Here is an 18,112-nt window from a genome sequence, read left to right as displayed (position 1 = left end):
GTCGCAGTAGCATCAAACCTGCTCAAATAACAGAATAGCTTGGATGCAAGCAAGTCTTGGTGCCCTGGCATCAAGACTTGTCAGCATTTCATTACCCGAAAAGTTGAGGCTCATGCTGCTTCTATATTTTGAATTGAGGTGATTTAGCTTTCATGAAACGATATACAGCTTTGGTAAAAGGGAAATCGTTCTGCTCCTATATGTTGATGGGTCTGGTGCTTTTGTTGCTCGCCGGATGCTCGGGAGGGGCGGCGGCTGGACAGAACGATAATGAAGCTGCAAAATCAGCGGCAACGTCCGGCGATAAAGCCCAATCACGTATTGTCGCTACAACAGTAGCCATTACGGAAATTACGGATGCGCTAGGCCTGGATTTGACAGGCAAGCCGACAAGCACGAAAGTGCTGCCTGACCGTTATAAGGATGTGCCTGATGTAGGCAATCCGATGAGTCCTGATATGGAAAAGGTGATGTCGTTGAAGCCGACAGACATACTATCGGTTACGACACTAAAATATGATCTGGAGCCTAAATTTAAGGACATGAAGATCAATGCCGAATTTTTGAATTTTGAAAGTCTCGCGAATATGCAAAAAGAAATTCAAAAGCTGGGAGATACGTTCGGCAAAGCCGAAAAGGCCAAGGAGATTAATGAAGCCTTGGACGCCAAAGTAGCCGAGATTCAACAAAAGATCAAAGGGAAGAAATCCCCTAAAGTGTTGATTTTGCTGGGGGTACCGGGAAGCTATCTGGTGGCTACCGAGCATTCCTATATTGGGGATCTGGTTAAAATTGCAGGTGGGACGAACGTAGTCCAAGGTGAAAAAGTTGAATTTATTGCCCACAATACAGAAGCCTTGCAACAATCCAATCCGGATATTATTTTGCGAGCTGCACACGGGATGCCGGATGAAGTGGTCAAAATGTTCGATGAAGAGTTCAAAACTAACGATATTTGGAAACATTTTAACGCCGTGAAAAACGGACACGTCTATGATTTGCCGGAGCCGCTGTTTGGAACAACAGGAAATTTGGCAGTAAACTCGGCGCTGGATGAGCTAGTGAAAATGTTGTACCCTTCGAATTAAAGGAAGCTGATGACATGTCGAAAAAAGGTTGGAGCTTTATCGTTGTAATCGCTTTGCTCATCGGCGTCATTCTCTATTCAGCGATGACAGGCAGTCTCAAGGTGAATTTGAGTCAATTGGTGATCGGATTGTGGACAGGCACGGATGATCAGGTGAATGTGGTCAAGGATTTGAGACTACCGAGAATTATCGTAGCGGTGATGGCGGGAGCCACGCTTGCGGTGGCGGGTGTTTTACTGCAAGCCGTGATGAAAAACCCGCTGGCTGATGCCGGGGTAATCGGTATTTCTTCGGGGGCAGCTTTGGTTTCGCTGATTGCGGTTACGATCTTTCCGGCACTCTATTTCTGGATGCCTTTCTTTTCTTTTATCGGTGGTGCTTTGGCCTGTCTGATGGTTTACGGATTTTCATGGAAATCCGGTCTGCATCCGATTCGTCTGATCTTGATCGGGGTCGCTGTGAATGCGGTTTTTTCAGGTCTGGGGCAGTCGTTTAACTATCGGGGCAGTTACGCGGTCACCAGCATTAATCAGGTTACAACCTCAACCTTGTCCATGAAAAAATGGGTCGATGTCGAGGTTATTGTGACCTATGGCGGGATTGGGCTGATTTTAGCCATGCTCGTGTTTTCTTGGTGCAATTTTTTGTCTCTGCAAGATAAAACAGCTAAAAACCTGGGATTCAATGTGACGCGTGCGCGGCTTTTGATTTCCGTTATTGCTGTGCTGCTTGCAGCAACGGCTACAGCTATTGCTGGAGTTATTGCCTTTATCGGCCTGCTCGTTCCGCATTGTGCCCGCTACTTGGTTGGTTCGGATCACAAGTGGCTGATTCCGTTCTCCGCCTTGTGCGGCGGTTTGTTGCTACTGCTTGCGGATACATTGGGCCGGACTTTGCTTGCTCCCAATGAAATTCCGGCTTCCATTATTATGGCCGTCATTGGCGGGCCGTTCCTGATATTCCTGATCAGAAAGGCGGATCGCACCTATGGACATTAAGGATATTACCTTTTCATATGACCGGAAAACGGATCGTCTTCACGCCATCAACGCTGTCATTGAGCCGGGACGGATTACAACCATCATTGGTCCCAACGGCTGCGGCAAATCGACGCTGCTTAGCGTCATGTCGAACAATGCGATTCCCCGCTTGGGTCGGGTGATTCTGGACGGTAAAGAGATTGCCCGCTATAAGCCCAAGGAACTGGCCCGTCAACTGGCGGTGGTTCATCAGCAGAACGAAGCCCCCTCTGACTTGACCGTAGAAAAGCTAGTCAGCTTCGGAAGGCTTCCTCATAAGAGCATGTTCACAGCGAGACGTGAGGAGGACGAGCAGGCGGTCGAATGGGCGATAGCCTGTACGAATCTGGAGGAACGCAGAACACGTACACTGGACCAGTTATCCGGGGGAGAACGGCAACGTGTATGGATTGCAATGGCCTTGGCACAACGGACGCCGATTTTATTTTTAGATGAGCCGACCACCTATCTGGATATGTACTACCAGCTTGAAATTTTGGAACTCATCCGGCAGTTAAATCAGGAACACGGCCTGACGATCGTAATGGTGCTACATGATATCAATCAGGCTATTCGTTATAGCGACGTTATGATTGCCATGAAGGAAGGACGTATTATAACGAACGGTCCGCCAGCAGAGGTCGTCACATCCGAAATGATTCAGGAAGTCTATGGCGTGGAAGTAGTCGTAAGACAGGACGATGAGGCGGGGATGTATCTCATTCCGATAGGTGTTGGAGCTTCCGTACATTTACAAGCACAGGGAGTGTAGATACTGCCTGCTGAATAGCTCGTCTGTCTCCTGGTAGCATCGAATTTGGAAACAAGAAAAATGGTTCTGGCCCGCGTTTTTGTCAGGAGACAATCGTGGGGATGGAAGCATTTTTTATTTTATTTTTAGAATATCGACGGAGGTTTGAGGGTTGTTCGGTTTACACACGGTTCGAATCCGATCCGTTGTGTGTTATACTATTGCCGTCGGTAATTTTGTGATTAGCACTTTACTAATGATAAGGATGGTATGCTCATATGATCAGTACAAGCGGCGTAACGCTTCGTTATGGTAAACGCCCACTTTTTGAAGACGTAAATATCAAATTTACTCCTGGGAACTGCTACGGCCTGATTGGGGCCAATGGCGCGGGCAAATCTACCTTTTTGAAAATTCTTTCCGGCGAAATCGAAGCCAATTCAGGCGAGGTTCACATGACACCGGGTGAACGGATGGCAGTGCTCAAGCAGAACCATTACGAATACGATGAATTCCCGGTTCTGGAAACCGTTATTATGGGCCATACGCGTCTGTATGAAATCATGAAGGAAAAAGATGCACTGTACGCTAAATCGGAATTCACAGAGGCAGACGGCCTGCGTGCCGGCGAGCTTGAAGGTGAATTTGCGGAGCTGAACGGATGGGATGCCGAGCCGGATGCGGCTTCATTGCTGATCGGTCTTGGGATTCCGCGCGACCTGCATGATAAGAACATGTCTGAGCTGAGCGGTAATGACAAGGTACGTGTACTCCTGGCTCAAGCATTGTTTGGTCGTCCAAACAACTTGCTGCTCGATGAGCCTACCAACCATTTGGATCTCGAATCCATTCAATGGCTGGAAAATTTCTTGATGGACTATGAAGGCACCGTCATCGTCGTATCCCATGATCGTCACTTCCTGAACAAGGTATGTACGCATATTGCGGATATTGATTTTGGCAAAATCCAGATGTACGTCGGAAACTACGACTTCTGGTATGAGTCCAGCCAGCTTGCGCTTGCCTTGACTCGTGATGCTAACAAGAAAAAGGAAGAGAAAATCAAGGAATTGCAAGCCTTTATTCAGCGCTTTTCCGCGAATGCTTCCAAGTCCAAACAGGCTACTTCACGTAAAAAACAACTGGATAAAATTACGCTGGACGATATTCGTCCATCGAACCGTAAATATCCGTTCTTGAACTTCAAGCCTGAACGCGAAGCGGGCAAACAGCTGTTGACGGTAGACCGTCTTAGCAAATCCATTGAAGGCGAGCAAGTGCTGAATGAGTTCAGTCTGGTTGTGAACAAAGGCGATAAAATCGCGTTTGTTGGCCCGAACGGCTTGCCTAAATCAACGCTCTTTCAGGTATTGATGAACGAAACCGAAGCGGAGAGCGGTGAATTCTCCTGGGGGATTACCACTACTCAGGCTTATTTCCCGAAGGACAATTCCACCTATTTTGAAGGTGTGGATATGAATCTCGTGGAATGGCTGCGCCAATATTCCAAGGATCAGGACGAAACGTTCCTGCGTGGCTTCCTGGGACGTATGCTTTTCTCAGGTGAAGAAGCGCTTAAGAAAGCAAGCGTGCTGTCCGGAGGCGAGAAGGTTCGCTGTATGCTGGCCAAGATGATGCTGAACGGTGCCAACGTGCTGCTGCTGGACGAACCAACCAATCACTTGGATCTGGAATCCATTACAGCGCTGAACAATGGTCTGATCGACTTTGACGGCACCGTATTGTTCACATCGCATGACCATCAGTTCATTCAAACCATCGCAAACCGCATCGTGGAAATTACGCCAAACGGTGTAATCGACCGTACGATGAGCTATGATGAATACTTGGAAAACGATGAAATCGCAAAATTGCGTGAACGTATGTATCCGGTAGAAATCGGCTAAAAACAGCTAAATTCAGTAAATAGATCAACGAAAAAGAGGAGCTCCTTCAGGCCATTTATGATGGCGGGGGAGACTCCTCTTTTTCGTTTGCACCGTTACCAATGGCTTACACTGCCAGGGCTATATGGCGAAGATAATTCTGCCTGAGTCCGATGCAGTATAGCTTAATGGGTTGGCTTATGATCCGCCTGTACGACGGCGTTGGTTGTTCGGCTTCTTCGTATTTTGGCTTTTCAGTGTTTTGGCGGAACCGCCTTGAAAGCCGCCCTGCTGTGAAGCGCCGGACTGCTGTTTTTTTTGTGCCAGCTTTTCCCGAATGGCATCTGCGAGATTAACTTTACGTGGTTCATTAGCATCGCTCATGAATAAATTCCTCCTGTTGCCGCCAAATTCATGTCAATCATGCTGGATTGAAGGAAAACGCGGCTGTGTCCTCATTTTATACGTTTTTAAAAGATGGGACAAGGGTAACAATGTTAACATGACAACGGGGCGGACCGGAAGAGGGAATGCCTATTTTTTGTATTAAGGAAAAAATGTTTTATATACCCCACAGGAATGGGGCTTGGCAATACTTTTTCGTTGTTCCTACAGCGGTGCGGAGCGGAAAGACTGTTTCTCTAGACCCACACAAATATCGTCTGTTATCCTGAAAATAACCGTTATCCAAAGGCAAATGGCTATTTTCAGGGCAGCTACGCTGCATAGTTGAAGGGTCATTGAACAGGGCAGCTATGCTGCTATTTTTATTTTTGGGCTGGCGCAGCATGGAATGGTATAAGTGTTTATCCTGACTTTATGGTTCTCCCGTGATTATTGGCGAGATCGTTGTGTCGGGAACTCTAATTTTGAAGGAGTGTCCCCCGTTGTGGTGAATGTGTATGATGAAATACGAAAAGGTGAACGTGGGGCATGGGTGAGCATTATCGCCTACCTTTTTCTATCCGCCTTTAAGCTGATTAGCGGCTATATATTTGCTTCCAGTGCGTTGCTGGCCGATGGATTTAACAATGTGACCGATATTGTGGTATCCGTTGCCGTACTGATTGGCCTGCGAATATCTCAAAAACCGCCGGACTCCGACCACGCCTATGGGCATTTTCGGGCAGAAACAATAGCGGCATTGCTGGCATCCTTTATTATGGCTGTCGTCGGTCTTCAGGTGCTTATTGACGGGATCGGAAGTATTTTCAGAGGTGGCAAGCAGACGCCTGATGTTACTTCCGCGGGAGTAGCGGTAATATGTGCGGTCATTATGCTGGGAGTATATATGTACAACAACAGACTGGCCCGGAAAATTAACAACAAGGCGTTACTGGCGGCAGCCAAGGATAATCTGTCAGATGCGCTCGTCAGCATCGGTGCAGCGGTTGGTATTATCGGGGCACAGTTTGGATTGCCATGGCTGGATACGGTTGCAGCTATAGCGGTAGGATTTATTATCTGTAAAACGGCGTGGGATATTTTCAAGGACTCTACACACAGCCTGACGGATGGTTTTGATGAACAGGAGCTGTCAGACTTACGCAGCACGATTGCTCATATTCCCGGTGTAGAGGGGATTCGTGATGTCAAGGCGCGGGTACACGGCAATCATGCATTGGTGGATGTTGTCATAGAGGTGGACCCGCAACTCAGCCTGATTGAAGGACATCGAATTAGCGATAGGATTGAGGAACGGCTGCAAGAGGTTCACAATACGATGCATGTTCATGTCCATGTGGAACCCAAATTATAGATTATTTATTTAATAATTAGTGTTAAAAAAGACTTTAGACCTATGTTTAAAAGGTGTGTGATCTGCCTTTTGTGACGTTTGGATTATATCTCTCTTCCTGTTGCTTTTACTATAATGAAGGCATGTCCGGCTATATTCGTCGGAATTGAACATGCTCTTCAAATTCGTAAAAACAGCCAGGAGGTGCAACATTGAGAAGACGCGTGATGGGAATGCTCATGACGTCAGCCGCGTTGTTGGCAGCCATTCATGTGGCGCCAGGTCAGGTTGACGCAGCGGCATCGACAGCATCTACGGGACAGAAGGCGGTTATTCAGGCGGCTGTAAAGCTTAGATCCGGCCCTTCGACTACGGGAGATGTAGTCAGCTTTATGAAGCAGGGAGAGGCCGTAACGGTATTGGAGAAAACAAACAGCTATTGGTATAAGATCAAGACATCTGATGGGGTAACTGGATACACAAGCAGCTCCGACAAGTACATAAAAGTGGGCGCTACCAGCGTCGCTGCTGCTGTCACTGAGCCTGCAATCCGTAAACCGGAAGCCAAAGAACCGCTTAAAACTAACAGTTCAGCCAAAGAGGCCCCGGCCTCAGTGAATAGTTCTGCCGGTCAAACGAAAGCCACGATTCAAACGTCCGTTCGTTTGCGGGCGGAGGCATCCACTTCATCCGAGGTGTTGGGCTATTTGAATGCAGGAGATATCGTCACAATTACAGATCCAAGTAACGCCTATTGGTTCAAAATCACCAATGCTGATGGCACGGTGGGCTATGTCAGCTCGTCCCCACAGTATATTCGTATTGGTGAGGGCGTTGTTGTGCAGCAGCCAGTGGCTGCTCCGGTGACGTCTGCTCCAGACACTACCGCGGTTCCTGCTGTAGCAACGCCTGCGGAAGCCTTAAACTTGCCTTCTGGTGACGCAGTGGCTGCCATTGAACAGGTTATTAACACAGGGATGACCTACCTCGGTACTCCGTATGAATATGGTTCCGATCGTAGCAGTACGGCTACTTTTGATTGCTCGGCATTTATCCGTCAAATTTTCCGTCAGGCTGTGGGTATTCAGCTTCCAGCGGATTCCCGTTCACAGGGTGAATGGATCAAGCAGAATAGTCAGCCAAACACAGACATGACCACGCTGAAACGTGGCGATCTGCTCTTCTTTACCAATTATAATGCGTCTTCCGGGGCATATACGTCCTTGGACAATTCCTCCCAAACGATTACACACGTAGCCGTATATCTGGGAGACAACAAGCTTCTTCATACGTTTTCTGTAGCGGGTGGCGGTGTGAAAGTTACGGATTTCAGCAAGCCGTGGCAGGATCGTTTCCTGTTCGGGGGTAGCGTGATTCAATAAAAGCGTCATTAACCTTAAAAAGTTCCGCATCAAAAATAGGATGTTCCACAACCCTGTGACCGGGGCGGGAACATCCTATTTTTAAAGCTATGAAAATGATGTATCTTCACAACACATATCTCAGACTTCTTCTATTACACTTATGACGCTCGTTTTCTTCCGGTAAAGAGTGAAATGACGAACAACACCAGAAATAACACAAACAACATTTTGGCGATTGTAGCAGCTATGGATACAACGATACTAAAGAAACCTAAAATCCCGGCGATCACGGCAAAAACTAAAAATAAAGCGGACCATTTCAACATGTTCTGCATCCTCCTTCAATCGTATATAATGTGGCATACTCACGCTCGGCAGAGCGTGGCTGCGAATGACGGCTGAATCTTTTGAATCTTCATGGCTGTGCCATCGTTATATGTTGTTTTAAACCGTGTCCGAAACCGTGAAACATAGCGTCAGGAGTGGGGGGAAGCAAGCTGAAACGTTGTTTCGCGTCTGAACGTAAGGGGTAACTATGCAGTAATCATAAACATCATCGTGAAAACGAAAGAGAGGTTAGGCCATGTTAACACAGGTCAGTATTTTTATTATTGCTATCGCATTTGCAGTTCTCGTTATTTTCCTCATTAAAACACTTAAAGCAGCCCAAGGCTCTCTGGAAAAGGTAACTCAGACTCTCCAGGATGTACAAAAAACGGTAGATGAACTGAGCTATGAAGTAAAGCAAACGGTTCGGCATGCCAATGATATTACCGCTGATGTTGATCATAAATTGAAGCAGGTGGAGCCTGTGATGGAATCGGTTAAAAACTTGGGCGAGGTGCTTAACGAAGTCACTTTGGCTGCGAAGCAGGCTTCAGCGGCATTAATCACCCGGTTTCAGAAGCCGCATCATACAGTGGATAAAAAGATCGATACGGAAACCGCGATGAAGTCAGCTGCGTCGAACAAGCCACAAACTTCAACGAAACGGACGGTTCATAGCTACAATGCGACCTACGAGGAGCCTGCAGCAAAGCCGACCAAAAATTGGTTGGGTTATATAGATATCGCTGCCGGGGTGTGGCAGAAAATGCGTCAGTAGCCTAGCGACTGAACCGTAAACTATAGGAAATTCATTGAAAGGGTGAGATTTATGATGAAGATTTTATTGCTAGCTGCTGGTTTGCTCACTCCCTTTTCCGGACAGGATACGGTTCAGCCAGCCGTTTCCCCGCATACGGCGGGGCATGTAGTAAGAGCTGTGCAGACGATTCCCGCCAAAAATGCCGTACCGGCTGATTTTCATACGCTAAACGGTATATCTTTGGACGATACGCGTGCGGATGTATTGAAAAAACTGGGCAAGCCCCTTCGAGTGAAGGAGGATACGCTGCTGCTTTCAACGGAATATCAATATCCTGACGTCGTGGTCGGTATGCGAGGTGATATTGTTTCTTATGTGCATGTAGATCCCGCTGCTGGACGGATCAAGGTCAATGACCAGTGGCTGCCGCTAAAACGGCAAACGCTGGATAAGGCGCTGGGTGGCTCGCAATTTACGGCAGAGGACGGCGAGGTTTACATTCGTGGACAGCGTGCAATCAAAGTTTTTATGGATGAGGCGTCCGATAAGCCGAAATATGTCGAGTTTTTTGACGAAGCCGAATGGTAATATCTTTAATGTTAAGAGCATGACATAACATGGAAGTTTCAAATGAATGTACAGCGTGTAATAGTCAGAGAAGTCAATCCTAATAAGGAGCGTGAGAAACATGAATCAGACCCATCATAAATCTTATGCCAAAGTGGTAGAGAACGGTGTACAAGCCGTCGAAGCGGTGAATGAATTGCGCAACACGGGCTATCGTTATGAGAATGTGTTCGTGCTCGCTCATGATCAGGATCGGACGGATCGTATTGCAGATACGGTGGATGCCAAGGAAATCGGGATTAAGGAAGAGGGCGTTTTTGATTCACTAGCCAATCTGTTCCGTTCCCGTGGCGACGAGCTTCGCGCTAAAATTACTTCCTTGGGGTTTACAGATACGGAAGCTGATTTTTACGAAAAAGAGCTGGATCAGGGCAAAGTTCTGGTCATTGCCAAAAAAGCTTGATAACGCTGGTTGAGTAGGAAAATAGACTGGCATTAGAGCTGAAAAGAGGATGTTGACCGCCGTACAGGTGCTTCGCGGTTCCTCCAAAAACATAGATAAGGAATGGGGCGAGGACCTCATTCCTTATCTATGTTTTTGGAATGCCTTCTTATAGAGGCGCTATAATACATGGGTTACAGATAAGGAGAGAGAAATGAGAATCCTAATTGTTGACGATAATCCGACCAATGTCATTATTATTCGTGAAATATTAAAGAAAGAAAATTATAGGGATGTCATCTCTGCCAGCTCAGCCGCAGAAATGTTGGAGCATCTGGGGATCGGCGACCGTACCATCAGTCTGCGACCCCGACCTTCCGATATTGATTTGGTTTTGCTGGATATGATGATGCCTGAAATGGATGGTATCGAAGCTTGCAGCATCGTGCAGGAATACGAACATCTGAAAGATATACCCATCATCATGGTGACTGCTGTAGGCGATTCCAAGAAACTGGCAGAGGCACTGGACGTAGGGGCTGTCGATTACGTCACCAAGCCTATTAATAAGGTAGAATTAATGGCCAGAATACGGCTCGCCTTGCGTCTCAAACAGGAAAAGGACTGGCATAAAGACCGGGACCAGCGGATTCAGGACGAACTAAAGCTGGCCGCGATGGTACAGCAGGCGGTGCTTAGTCCTGCCATTCAAGACCCGGTGCTGCAAGTAAATGCCCTGTATCAGCCTTCCTTTGAACTGGCGGGAGATTTGTATTCCTGGTATCCGCTCGGGGAAGGTAGATATGCGATCATTTTGCTGGATATGATGGGTCATGGCATCTCTTCTTCACTGTTCTGCATGTTCATTGCATCTGTACTCAAAGATACCGTGACCACGTACGTAGAGCCTGAAAAGGTGATTCAGGAGCTGAATCGTCGCTTTAATCAACTGGATCTGGGCAAGCAGCTCGTGCAGTATTATTTTACAGCGATCTATATGGTCATTGATACCCGTTCTCGGCGGATTGATTATGTGAATGCGGGACATCCACCCGGGCTGCTGTTTAGTCAGGACGGCAGCATCACCAAATTTGATCGTGCGTGTAGTCCGGTAGGTTTGTTTGATAAAATCGATGCGGAAATGCACACGATCCATTATGAAGGAACGGGGCATATCGCTTTGTATACCGATGGCTTGCTGGAGGCCGTAGAGGGAGAATATGAGGAACAACTGGAGTATTTGACTGCGTGTCTGCGCAAGCATGAGGAATGGAATGAAGAAGCGATGCTGGATGCTTTTTTTCGTAAAGAAGCACCACAGGATCGCGATGATGATAAGTGTCTGATCTGGGTTTCATTGAAAGAGGGAGAGAGCTTGCATGAAAATCAGAAATAAACTGCTGATCGGCTTCGGGTCGCTTATGGCGATCCTCCTTGTGCTGACACTAATCAGCTATGATCGAATGGGGAGTCTGAATGAGCAACTGAATCAGGTTTACCAGGACCGCTATATGAAGGTCCGAAAAACAACGGCCATTCGCGGTCAGGTGAATGATCTGGCGAAGGTTATGGCCAATCTGATACTGAATCCGGGGTCCTCTGTCAGTGAGGCCAAGCGTGAGCTTGATGGTATTACTGCTTCTGGAACTAAGGTGCTGGAGGAATTGGAATCTGGTTCCGGCACCAGTGAGGAGCAACAGCAAGTGGATCGGGTAGTAGCCGCCTGGAAAGACTTTTTGAGCTATGAACAAAGGCTGATTTCCTTGTTGGGGCAAGACCGTATTGAAGAAGCGAATGCTTTCCGTAATAGTACGGGGTTACCTGCTCAGCAGGAGGCACTGGACAGTGTTTCTACACTTTCCGTTTTTCAGGATCGGGAAATAGATCACGATATGGAGCAAGCCAATCAGGCTTATCAGGAATCCGTGCAGATTACCACAATTTTGATGGTCGCCGGGCTGCTTATGGGGTTATTGGTTATCTTGTGGGTGCTTCCAAGTATTGCAAAAGGTCTGAACATCGTTAACCTCATGATCAACGGCTTTGGCAAAGGAAAATACAGGGCGATAAGCCGAATGAACGTAGCTTCCAAGGACGAGATTGGGGAGGTTGCCCGCGTATTTCAACAAATGGCTAGAGATCTGGAGGAAAAGCGCAAGTTTGAGCACTCCGTCCTTCAGACGCAGAAGGATCAAGCTTGGCTCAATGCCAACACGGCACGGGTAACAGAACTGTTCCGAGGCGTGAATTCGCTGGACCAGGTCGCACAGATGTTTATCAGTGAGTTTACGCCCATTTTGGGAGGCAGCTACGGAGCGATTTATTTGCAAGGCAAGGAAGTGGAAGATGATCAATTTAAGCTGTACGGCTCCTATGCGAAGGAGGCTGGTGAAGATTCGATCAGGGACGTTATCCATGTGGGCGAAGGCTTGCTTGGACAAAGTGTTCTGGATCGTAAACCAATCCTGATTACGGAGGCTCCTGACGGATACTTGTCCATCGGCTCCGCATTAGGGGCAAGTAAGCCAGTGGGGATTATGATTTTTCCTATACTGTTCGAGGATGAATGCATCGGTGCTGTGGAAATAGCGTCGCTGGATCGCTTTAGTGATCTGGAAACGAAGCTGCTTGCTCAATTAGTGGAGAGCTTGGGGATTATTTTGAACAACATCAAGGGACGGATGCGGGTAGAGCAACTGCTGCGCGAATCGCAGGCGTTGACTGAGGAATTGCAGTGCCAGTCCGAAGAGCTTCAAACCCAGCAAGAGGAACTCAAGCGTTCCAACGAAAATTTGGAGGGGCAGACGGAGGAACTTAAACGTTCTGAAGAGCTGTTACAGCGTCAGCAGGAGGAACTGGAGCATTTTAACACCGAGCTGATTGCCAAAACGAGAGCGCTGGAAGAGCAGGTTCGGGAAGTGGAAGAAAAGAACGACGAGATCGAACGTGCGCGTGCCCAGTTGGAGCAACAGGCGATGCAGTTGGGCATCACCAGCAAATACAAATCCGAGTTTTTGGCCAACATGTCGCATGAACTGCGTACTCCGCTGAATAGCTTGCTCATTCTTTCTCAGCTCCTGTCTGAGAACAAGGACGGCAACCTCAAGCCCAAGCAGGTAGAATATGCACAGACCATTTATATGTCAGGCGCAGATTTACTGAAAATGATTGATGAAATTCTGGATTTATCCAAAGTGGACGCCGGGAAAATGGATATTAACCATGAAGCCGTCAATCTGAAAGAGCTGGAGATGTTTGTGGAGCAAAATTTTGCTCCGGTCGCAGCCAAACGTGAGCTTCAACTCCATACCGAGATCAAAGAAAACTTGCCGGAAGCTATTATAAGTGACGGTTATCGTCTCAAACAAATTTTACGGAATTTACTGTCCAATGCATTCAAGTTTACGACAGAGGGATCTGTTCGTTTTAGTGTATCAAGGGCAACCGGTGACCAACTTCCCGGCTTTCTAAATCCGCATAAATCCTATCTGGCCTTGTCTATACGTGATACGGGCATCGGCATTGCTTCGGATAAAACGGATCTGATTTTCGAGGCCTTCCAGCAGGTAGATGGAACAACCAGCCGTAAATACGGCGGAACTGGACTTGGCTTGTCGATCAGCCGCGAGCTTTCCAGATTGCTGGGCGGCGTCATTACTGTAGAATCTGAGCAGGGACAGGGCAGTTGCTTCACGCTGTATCTCCCTGAACAAACGCAGATAACAGAGGGTGCGGAGTCGCAATCGGGCGCGGAACTGGACATTGGTGGCGTCGCAGCATCGGCAGAATCGGATTCTCCTATGCTTGTTCCCGCTGAGCAGTTGCCTATGTATCAGATGCCTTCGAAGGAAAAATCGGAGGACATCGTGCACCCGGGCGACGACCGGAATGATATTGCCTCGAAGGATAAGGTATTACTGATCATAGAGGATGATGTTAAATTCGCTAAAATCCTGTACGATATGGCTCGTAGCCGTGACTTTAAGGCACTTATCGCTCTCCAGGGAGACGATGGGCTGGACATGGCTAGATCCTATTTGCCGGACGCCATTATTCTGGATATTCAATTGCCTGTTATGGATGGTTGGTCCATTTTGGGTGAGCTGAAAGGAAATTCATCTACGCGGCATATTCCGGTACATGTTATTTCGGTTATCGACGATGTGAAGCAAGGCTTGATGATGGGCGCGATTGCCTATCTTAAAAAGCCATCTTCAAAGGAAAGTTTGGATAAGGCATTTTCACATATTAAATCATATACAGACAAAATGGTGAAACGCCTTCTCGTGGTCGAGGACGATGAGAATCAGCGTAAATCCATTATTGAACTGATTGACCATGACGATGTTGCCATTACGGCGGTATCGACCGGGCAAGAAGCGCTTTATGAGCTGGGGATACAGCGATATGATTGCATGGTGCTGGATCTCATGCTGAACGATATGACAGGCTTTGAACTGCTCGACCGCATTCGGGACAATGAGCAGCTGGCCGATCTGCCGATTATTATTTATACGGGTAAAGATCTGGACAGTAAAGAAGAAACGCAACTGCGCAAGTTTGCGGAGTCCATTATTATTAAGGATGTCAAATCGCCGGAACGGCTTTTGGATGAAACGACCCTGTTCCTGCATCGTGTCGAGGCCAATCTCCCTGAGGACAAACGTAGAATTTTGCAGAAGCTGTATAACAAGGAAGAATTGTTTGAAGGTAAAAAAATATTGTTGGTGGATGATGATATCCGGAACGTATTCGCCCTGTCCAGCGTGCTGGAAGGCTACCGCATGGAGGTTACTTTTGCGGAAAATGGTAGAGAAGCGCTGGAAATGCTGGAACAGACACCTGATTTTGATCTGGTGCTGATGGATATGATGATGCCTGAAATGGACGGATATGAAGCCATGCGGCGAATCCGGCTGATGCCTCAATTCGAGAAGCTGCCTATGATTGCGCTCACAGCCAAGGCTATGAAGGATGATCGTTCCAAGTGTATTGAGGCAGGCGCTTCCGATTATGTGAAGAAGCCGATTCAAACCGAACAGCTCTTGTCATTAATGCGGGTATGGCTGTATTCGTAGCCCGAAAAAATGGGTAATATAAATCAGCACATGATTGGAGAGGTACTGGCAAAACCTATTCAGGAATTGGAGAGAGATTATGACATCAAAGGATACGGCGGATAATGCTGCAATTGAGCTGAAATCGAATGAAATGGAGCGGGAAATGATTGAAATTGAGCTGTTGCTGGAAGGAATTCATCGGCTGTACGGCTACGATTTTCGTAACTATGCTCTACCTTCGATCAAGCGGCGTATTTATTATCATGCACAGTCCGAGAATGTTAGCACCGTATCAGGGCTTCAGGAGAAGGTGCTGCATGATCGCAGCGCCTTCGACAGACTGGTACAAAGCCTCTCGATTCCAGTGACCGAGATGTTCCGCGATCCAGAGCTGTTTCTGAATTTCAGGCAGAAAATAATACCGATTTTACGGACATATCCGTACATTCGAATATGGCATGCAGGTTGCTCGACAGGTGAGGAAGTATACTCCATGGCGATCATGCTGCATGAGGAAGGCTTATATGATAAAGCCCGTATTTATGCGACGGATATGAATAACCTGTCTTTACAACAGGCGAAGGAAGGCGTATACGGGATTGATCGAATGAAGCTGTATACCAAAAATTATTTGGAGTCAGGAGGCACGCAATCGTTCTCCGAATATTATACAGCCAAGTATGATTCAGTGATGTTCCATCCTTTTTTACGTAAAAACATTATTTTTGCGGAGCACAACTTGGCGACAGACCGGTCCTTTAACGAGTTCAACGTTATCTTTTGCCGGAATGTCATGATTTATTTTAACGATGAACTTCGCAACCATGTACACGGGTTGTTTTATGATAGCTTGAGCCATTTTGGCGTGTTGGTGCTGGGGGCCAAGGAATCCATACATTTTACCGATTATAGTGATTCCTACGAGCCGTTGGACCGGATAGAAAAAATATACCGGAAGATTAAATAGAGATGCTTAGGAGGATACCATGGGGCTTCATGAACCGATTCATATATTGCTGGTAGATGACAGACCTGAGAACCTGCTCGCTCTTGAAGCGGTGCTGGAGAGTGAACAATATAATTTGGTAAAAGCTACATCCGGGGAAGAAGCGCTCCGGTGTCTATTAAAAGATGAATTCGCACTGGTAGTCCTCGATGTGCAAATGCCGGGTATGGATGGAATTGAGACCGCTAAGCTGATTAAGGCCAGAGAGAAAACGAAAGATATTCCGATTATCTTCATTTCCGCTAACAGTAAGGAAGCGGAGCATTTGTTTGCCGGTTATTCAGCGGGTGGTATTGATTACATGGTGAAGCCATTTATCCCTCAAATCCTCAAGTCCAAAATTGAAGGCTTTGTGCAGATGTATTTGACCAACAAACGCTTGAAGACACAGTCTATGCTGCTTCACCAGAAGACGCATGAGCTGGAAAAGATGAATAGCGAATTGATTGCCGCCAAGGAGGCAGCCGAAATCGCGGCTAATGCCAAAACGGAGTTCCTGGCTATGATGAGCCATGAAATTCGGACACCTATGAACGGTGTGATTGGTATGATTGACCTGCTGATGGAAACGGAGCTGCAAAGTGATCAGCAGGAATATGCCGATATCATTCGCCGCAGCGCTGATGCGCTTGTAGCTGTCATTAACGATATTCTGGACTTTACCAAGCTGGAGTCAGGCAAAATGGAGGTAGAGGAATATCCGTTCGATCTGGTTTCCTGTATCAAGGAAGTTTTCAGCCTGTTTACGGTGGAAGTAAATCGAAAGAATCTGGAGATGGATTATTTTCTGGATGAACAGCTACCTCCAGTGTTATACGGTGATATGGGAAGACTGCGTCAGGTTCTCATTAATCTGGTATCCAATGCCGTCAAATTTACAGATCGTGGTGGTGTATACGTCTTCGCATCGGTCAAAGAGCGTAGCGACGAAGGACTTACCGTTGAGTTTTCTGTGAAGGATACAGGCATTGGTATTGAGCCAGCCAAGGTTGGAAGGTTGTTTCAGCCCTTTTCCCAGCTTGACTCTTCGATGACGCGCAAATATGGTGGAACTGGTTTAGGACTCGCTATTTGCAAAACATTGGTGAACATGATGGGCGGCGATATCCGTGTGGATACAAGTGGAGAGCAGGGGGTAACGTTCCATTTTACAACGAAGCTTGGCTTTGCTCAGGAAAATGAACTGGAGGGAGAGTCCCGTCACGAATGGGAAATTCCCCACGAGAACTCTTCAAGCCGTAAGCCTGTACTGGTCGTGGATGACCATCCGATCAACCAGAAGCTGATGGTCAATATACTGGATAAGCTCGGTTTGGCAACGGATATAGCAGCAGACGGGCAGCAGGCCCTTGATATGGTCATGGCTAACCAGGATTATGACTATATATTCATGGACCTGCAAATGCCTGTGATGGACGGATTAGAGTGTACGGGCAAGGTGCGTGAACAATTGGCGGGAAGGTCACAGCCTGCTATTATCGCCATGACAGCGAATGTGATGGATGGTATTCAGCCCCGATGTATTGAGGCCGGAATGAACGATTATATTAGCAAGCCTGTGAAAATCAGCAGTGTAAAACAGGCTCTACTGCGGCATTCTCCAGATCATTTTCCAATGCAATCAGGCAAGGATCAAATTCACGAGGCGTAGCCTGATGTGCGGATGGTGACACTTGGAAGGTGCAGAAAGCATCATACGGTGATTCAAGCGCTCGTATAATGGGTTAGTATGTAAGGAAATCTTTTCTCGGGAGAGTAGGCCTATGAATACAAATAAAAATGAGAAGTTTAATGCGATTACAGAAACAAGTGATGGAGTAAATACCGTATATCTTAGCGGAGAGCTGGATCTTTCGGTGGCACCTGATTTTCGTCTGGTGATGGAGCCTTTGGTGGGGGAATCCGGCCAGGACTTGATTATTAACTTAAAAGAACTTAAATACATTGACAGTACAGGTATCGGTATTTTGTTATCTATTTTGAAGGCAAGACATGGGATGGAGTCCCGGTTTGCCGTTCAGGAGGTACCACCTCAAATCCAAAAATTATTCGATATGACTGGTATTTCCAAATTCTTTGTCCCCCAGGAGAATTCCCAATAGGA

Annotated in this window: 16 protein-coding genes; 14 read left to right on the top strand and 2 right to left on the bottom strand. The window is 47.1% G+C overall.

All coding sequences use genetic code 11. The features are described 5' to 3' along the window. Positions 1-152: 152 nt before the first annotated feature. From isdE to HPL003_RS02695, 4 genes are all read left to right on the top strand, one after another. A complete protein-coding gene (isdE, locus tag HPL003_RS02710; RefSeq protein WP_014278107.1) occupies positions 153-1,088 on the top strand; it encodes a heme ABC transporter substrate-binding protein IsdE in 936 nt (311 codons plus the stop codon). 14 nt (positions 1,089-1,102) lie between these two features. Beyond that, a complete protein-coding gene (locus tag HPL003_RS02705; RefSeq protein ID WP_014278106.1) occupies positions 1,103-2,086 on the top strand; it encodes a FecCD family ABC transporter permease in 984 nt (327 codons plus the stop codon). After that, positions 2,076-2,879: an ABC transporter ATP-binding protein gene (locus HPL003_RS02700; protein ID WP_014278105.1), complete on the top strand. Its 804-nt coding sequence runs from the start codon at positions 2,076-2,078 to the stop codon at positions 2,877-2,879. Before HPL003_RS02705 ends, HPL003_RS02700 begins: the two co-directional genes overlap by 11 nt. A 257-nt stretch (positions 2,880-3,136) precedes the next feature. Further along, positions 3,137-4,765, top strand: coding sequence for an ABC-F family ATP-binding cassette domain-containing protein (locus HPL003_RS02695; RefSeq protein ID WP_014278104.1), 1,629 nt, complete (start codon positions 3,137-3,139; stop codon positions 4,763-4,765). 177 nt (positions 4,766-4,942) lie between these two features. Here the strand turns inward: HPL003_RS02695 and HPL003_RS02690 are convergent, their stop codons facing one another. After that, positions 4,943-5,128: a hypothetical protein gene (locus HPL003_RS02690; protein WP_013311941.1), complete on the bottom strand. Its 186-nt coding sequence runs from the start codon at positions 5,126-5,128 to the stop codon at positions 4,943-4,945. Positions 5,129-5,633: 505 nt separating this feature from the next. Between HPL003_RS02690 and HPL003_RS02685 the strand changes: the two genes are divergently transcribed. Together HPL003_RS02685 and HPL003_RS02680 are read left to right on the top strand one after the other, a co-directional pair. Beyond that, entirely contained in the window at positions 5,634-6,503 is an 870-nt protein-coding gene (locus HPL003_RS02685; protein WP_014278103.1) for a cation diffusion facilitator family transporter, read from the top strand. Between the two features lie 191 nt (positions 6,504-6,694). Beyond that, positions 6,695-7,864: a C40 family peptidase gene (locus tag HPL003_RS02680; protein ID WP_014278102.1), complete on the top strand. Its 1,170-nt coding sequence runs from the start codon at positions 6,695-6,697 to the stop codon at positions 7,862-7,864. Between the two features lie 140 nt (positions 7,865-8,004). Here the strand turns inward: HPL003_RS02680 and HPL003_RS27265 are convergent, their stop codons facing one another. Then, a complete protein-coding gene (locus tag HPL003_RS27265; RefSeq protein WP_014278101.1) occupies positions 8,005-8,172 on the bottom strand; it encodes a DUF1328 family protein in 168 nt (55 codons plus the stop codon). Positions 8,173-8,429: 257 nt separating this feature from the next. Here HPL003_RS27265 and HPL003_RS02670 point away from each other — a divergent pair, with 257 nt between their 5' ends. The 8 genes from HPL003_RS02670 (at position 8,430) to HPL003_RS02635 (ending at position 18,110) form a co-directional block, all read left to right on the top strand. Next, positions 8,430-8,951, top strand: coding sequence for a DUF948 domain-containing protein (locus HPL003_RS02670; RefSeq protein WP_014278100.1), 522 nt, complete (start codon positions 8,430-8,432; stop codon positions 8,949-8,951). Positions 8,952-9,002: 51 nt separating this feature from the next. Beyond that, positions 9,003-9,521, top strand: coding sequence for a hypothetical protein (locus HPL003_RS02665; RefSeq protein ID WP_043922286.1), 519 nt, complete (start codon positions 9,003-9,005; stop codon positions 9,519-9,521). Positions 9,522-9,621: 100 nt separating this feature from the next. After that, positions 9,622-9,963 carry a YflT domain-containing protein gene (locus HPL003_RS02660; RefSeq protein WP_014278098.1) on the top strand — a complete coding sequence of 114 codons (342 nt, stop codon included), beginning with the start codon at positions 9,622-9,624 and terminating at the stop codon, positions 9,961-9,963. A gap of 193 nt (positions 9,964-10,156) precedes the next feature. Continuing rightward, positions 10,157-11,338: a PP2C family protein-serine/threonine phosphatase gene (locus HPL003_RS02655; RefSeq protein ID WP_014278097.1), complete on the top strand. Its 1,182-nt coding sequence runs from the start codon at positions 10,157-10,159 to the stop codon at positions 11,336-11,338. Continuing rightward, complete coding sequence (locus tag HPL003_RS02650) at positions 11,322-15,020, top strand: response regulator (protein ID WP_014278096.1); 3,699 nt, start codon at positions 11,322-11,324, stop codon at positions 15,018-15,020. Before HPL003_RS02655 ends, HPL003_RS02650 begins: the two co-directional genes overlap by 17 nt. 79 nt (positions 15,021-15,099) lie before the next feature. After that, on the top strand, positions 15,100-15,969 hold the full coding sequence (locus HPL003_RS02645; protein ID WP_014278095.1) for a CheR family methyltransferase: 870 nt from the start codon (positions 15,100-15,102) through the stop codon (positions 15,967-15,969). 19 nt (positions 15,970-15,988) lie between these two features. Further along, positions 15,989-17,659, top strand: a complete 1,671-nt coding sequence (locus tag HPL003_RS02640; RefSeq protein ID WP_014278094.1) for a response regulator — start codon at positions 15,989-15,991, stop codon at positions 17,657-17,659. A 112-nt stretch (positions 17,660-17,771) separates the two neighbouring features. Beyond that, on the top strand, positions 17,772-18,110 hold the full coding sequence (locus HPL003_RS02635; RefSeq protein WP_014278093.1) for an STAS domain-containing protein: 339 nt from the start codon (positions 17,772-17,774) through the stop codon (positions 18,108-18,110). Positions 18,111-18,112: the final 2 nt, after the last annotated feature.

Origin of the sequence: Paenibacillus terrae HPL-003 (assembly GCF_000235585.1) — a bacterium.
Classification (GTDB): Bacteria; Bacillota; Bacilli; order Paenibacillales; family Paenibacillaceae; genus Paenibacillus; species Paenibacillus terrae_B.
Note: the sequence above shows the minus strand (reverse complement) of the source record. Positions and strands in the feature narration are given on the sequence as shown.

Coding starts and splice junctions, on each gene's coding strand:
- isdE (WP_014278107.1), top strand. CDS start 153: ATGAAACGATATACAGCTTTGGTAAAAGGGAAATCGTTCTGCTCCTAT.
- HPL003_RS02705 (WP_014278106.1), top strand. CDS start 1,103: ATGTCGAAAAAAGGTTGGAGCTTTATCGTTGTAATCGCTTTGCTCATC.
- HPL003_RS02700 (WP_014278105.1), top strand. CDS start 2,076: ATGGACATTAAGGATATTACCTTTTCATATGACCGGAAAACGGATCGT.
- HPL003_RS02695 (WP_014278104.1), top strand. CDS start 3,137: ATGATCAGTACAAGCGGCGTAACGCTTCGTTATGGTAAACGCCCACTT.
- HPL003_RS02690 (WP_013311941.1), bottom strand. CDS start 5,128: ATGAGCGATGCTAATGAACCACGTAAAGTTAATCTCGCAGATGCCATT.
- HPL003_RS27265 (WP_014278101.1), bottom strand. CDS start 8,172: ATGTTGAAATGGTCCGCTTTATTTTTAGTTTTTGCCGTGATCGCCGGG.
- HPL003_RS02670 (WP_014278100.1), top strand. CDS start 8,430: ATGTTAACACAGGTCAGTATTTTTATTATTGCTATCGCATTTGCAGTT.
- HPL003_RS02665 (WP_043922286.1), top strand. CDS start 9,003: ATGATGAAGATTTTATTGCTAGCTGCTGGTTTGCTCACTCCCTTTTCC.
- HPL003_RS02660 (WP_014278098.1), top strand. CDS start 9,622: ATGAATCAGACCCATCATAAATCTTATGCCAAAGTGGTAGAGAACGGT.
- HPL003_RS02655 (WP_014278097.1), top strand. CDS start 10,157: ATGAGAATCCTAATTGTTGACGATAATCCGACCAATGTCATTATTATT.
- HPL003_RS02650 (WP_014278096.1), top strand. CDS start 11,322: ATGAAAATCAGAAATAAACTGCTGATCGGCTTCGGGTCGCTTATGGCG.
- HPL003_RS02645 (WP_014278095.1), top strand. CDS start 15,100: ATGACATCAAAGGATACGGCGGATAATGCTGCAATTGAGCTGAAATCG.
- HPL003_RS02640 (WP_014278094.1), top strand. CDS start 15,989: ATGGGGCTTCATGAACCGATTCATATATTGCTGGTAGATGACAGACCT.
- HPL003_RS02635 (WP_014278093.1), top strand. CDS start 17,772: ATGAATACAAATAAAAATGAGAAGTTTAATGCGATTACAGAAACAAGT.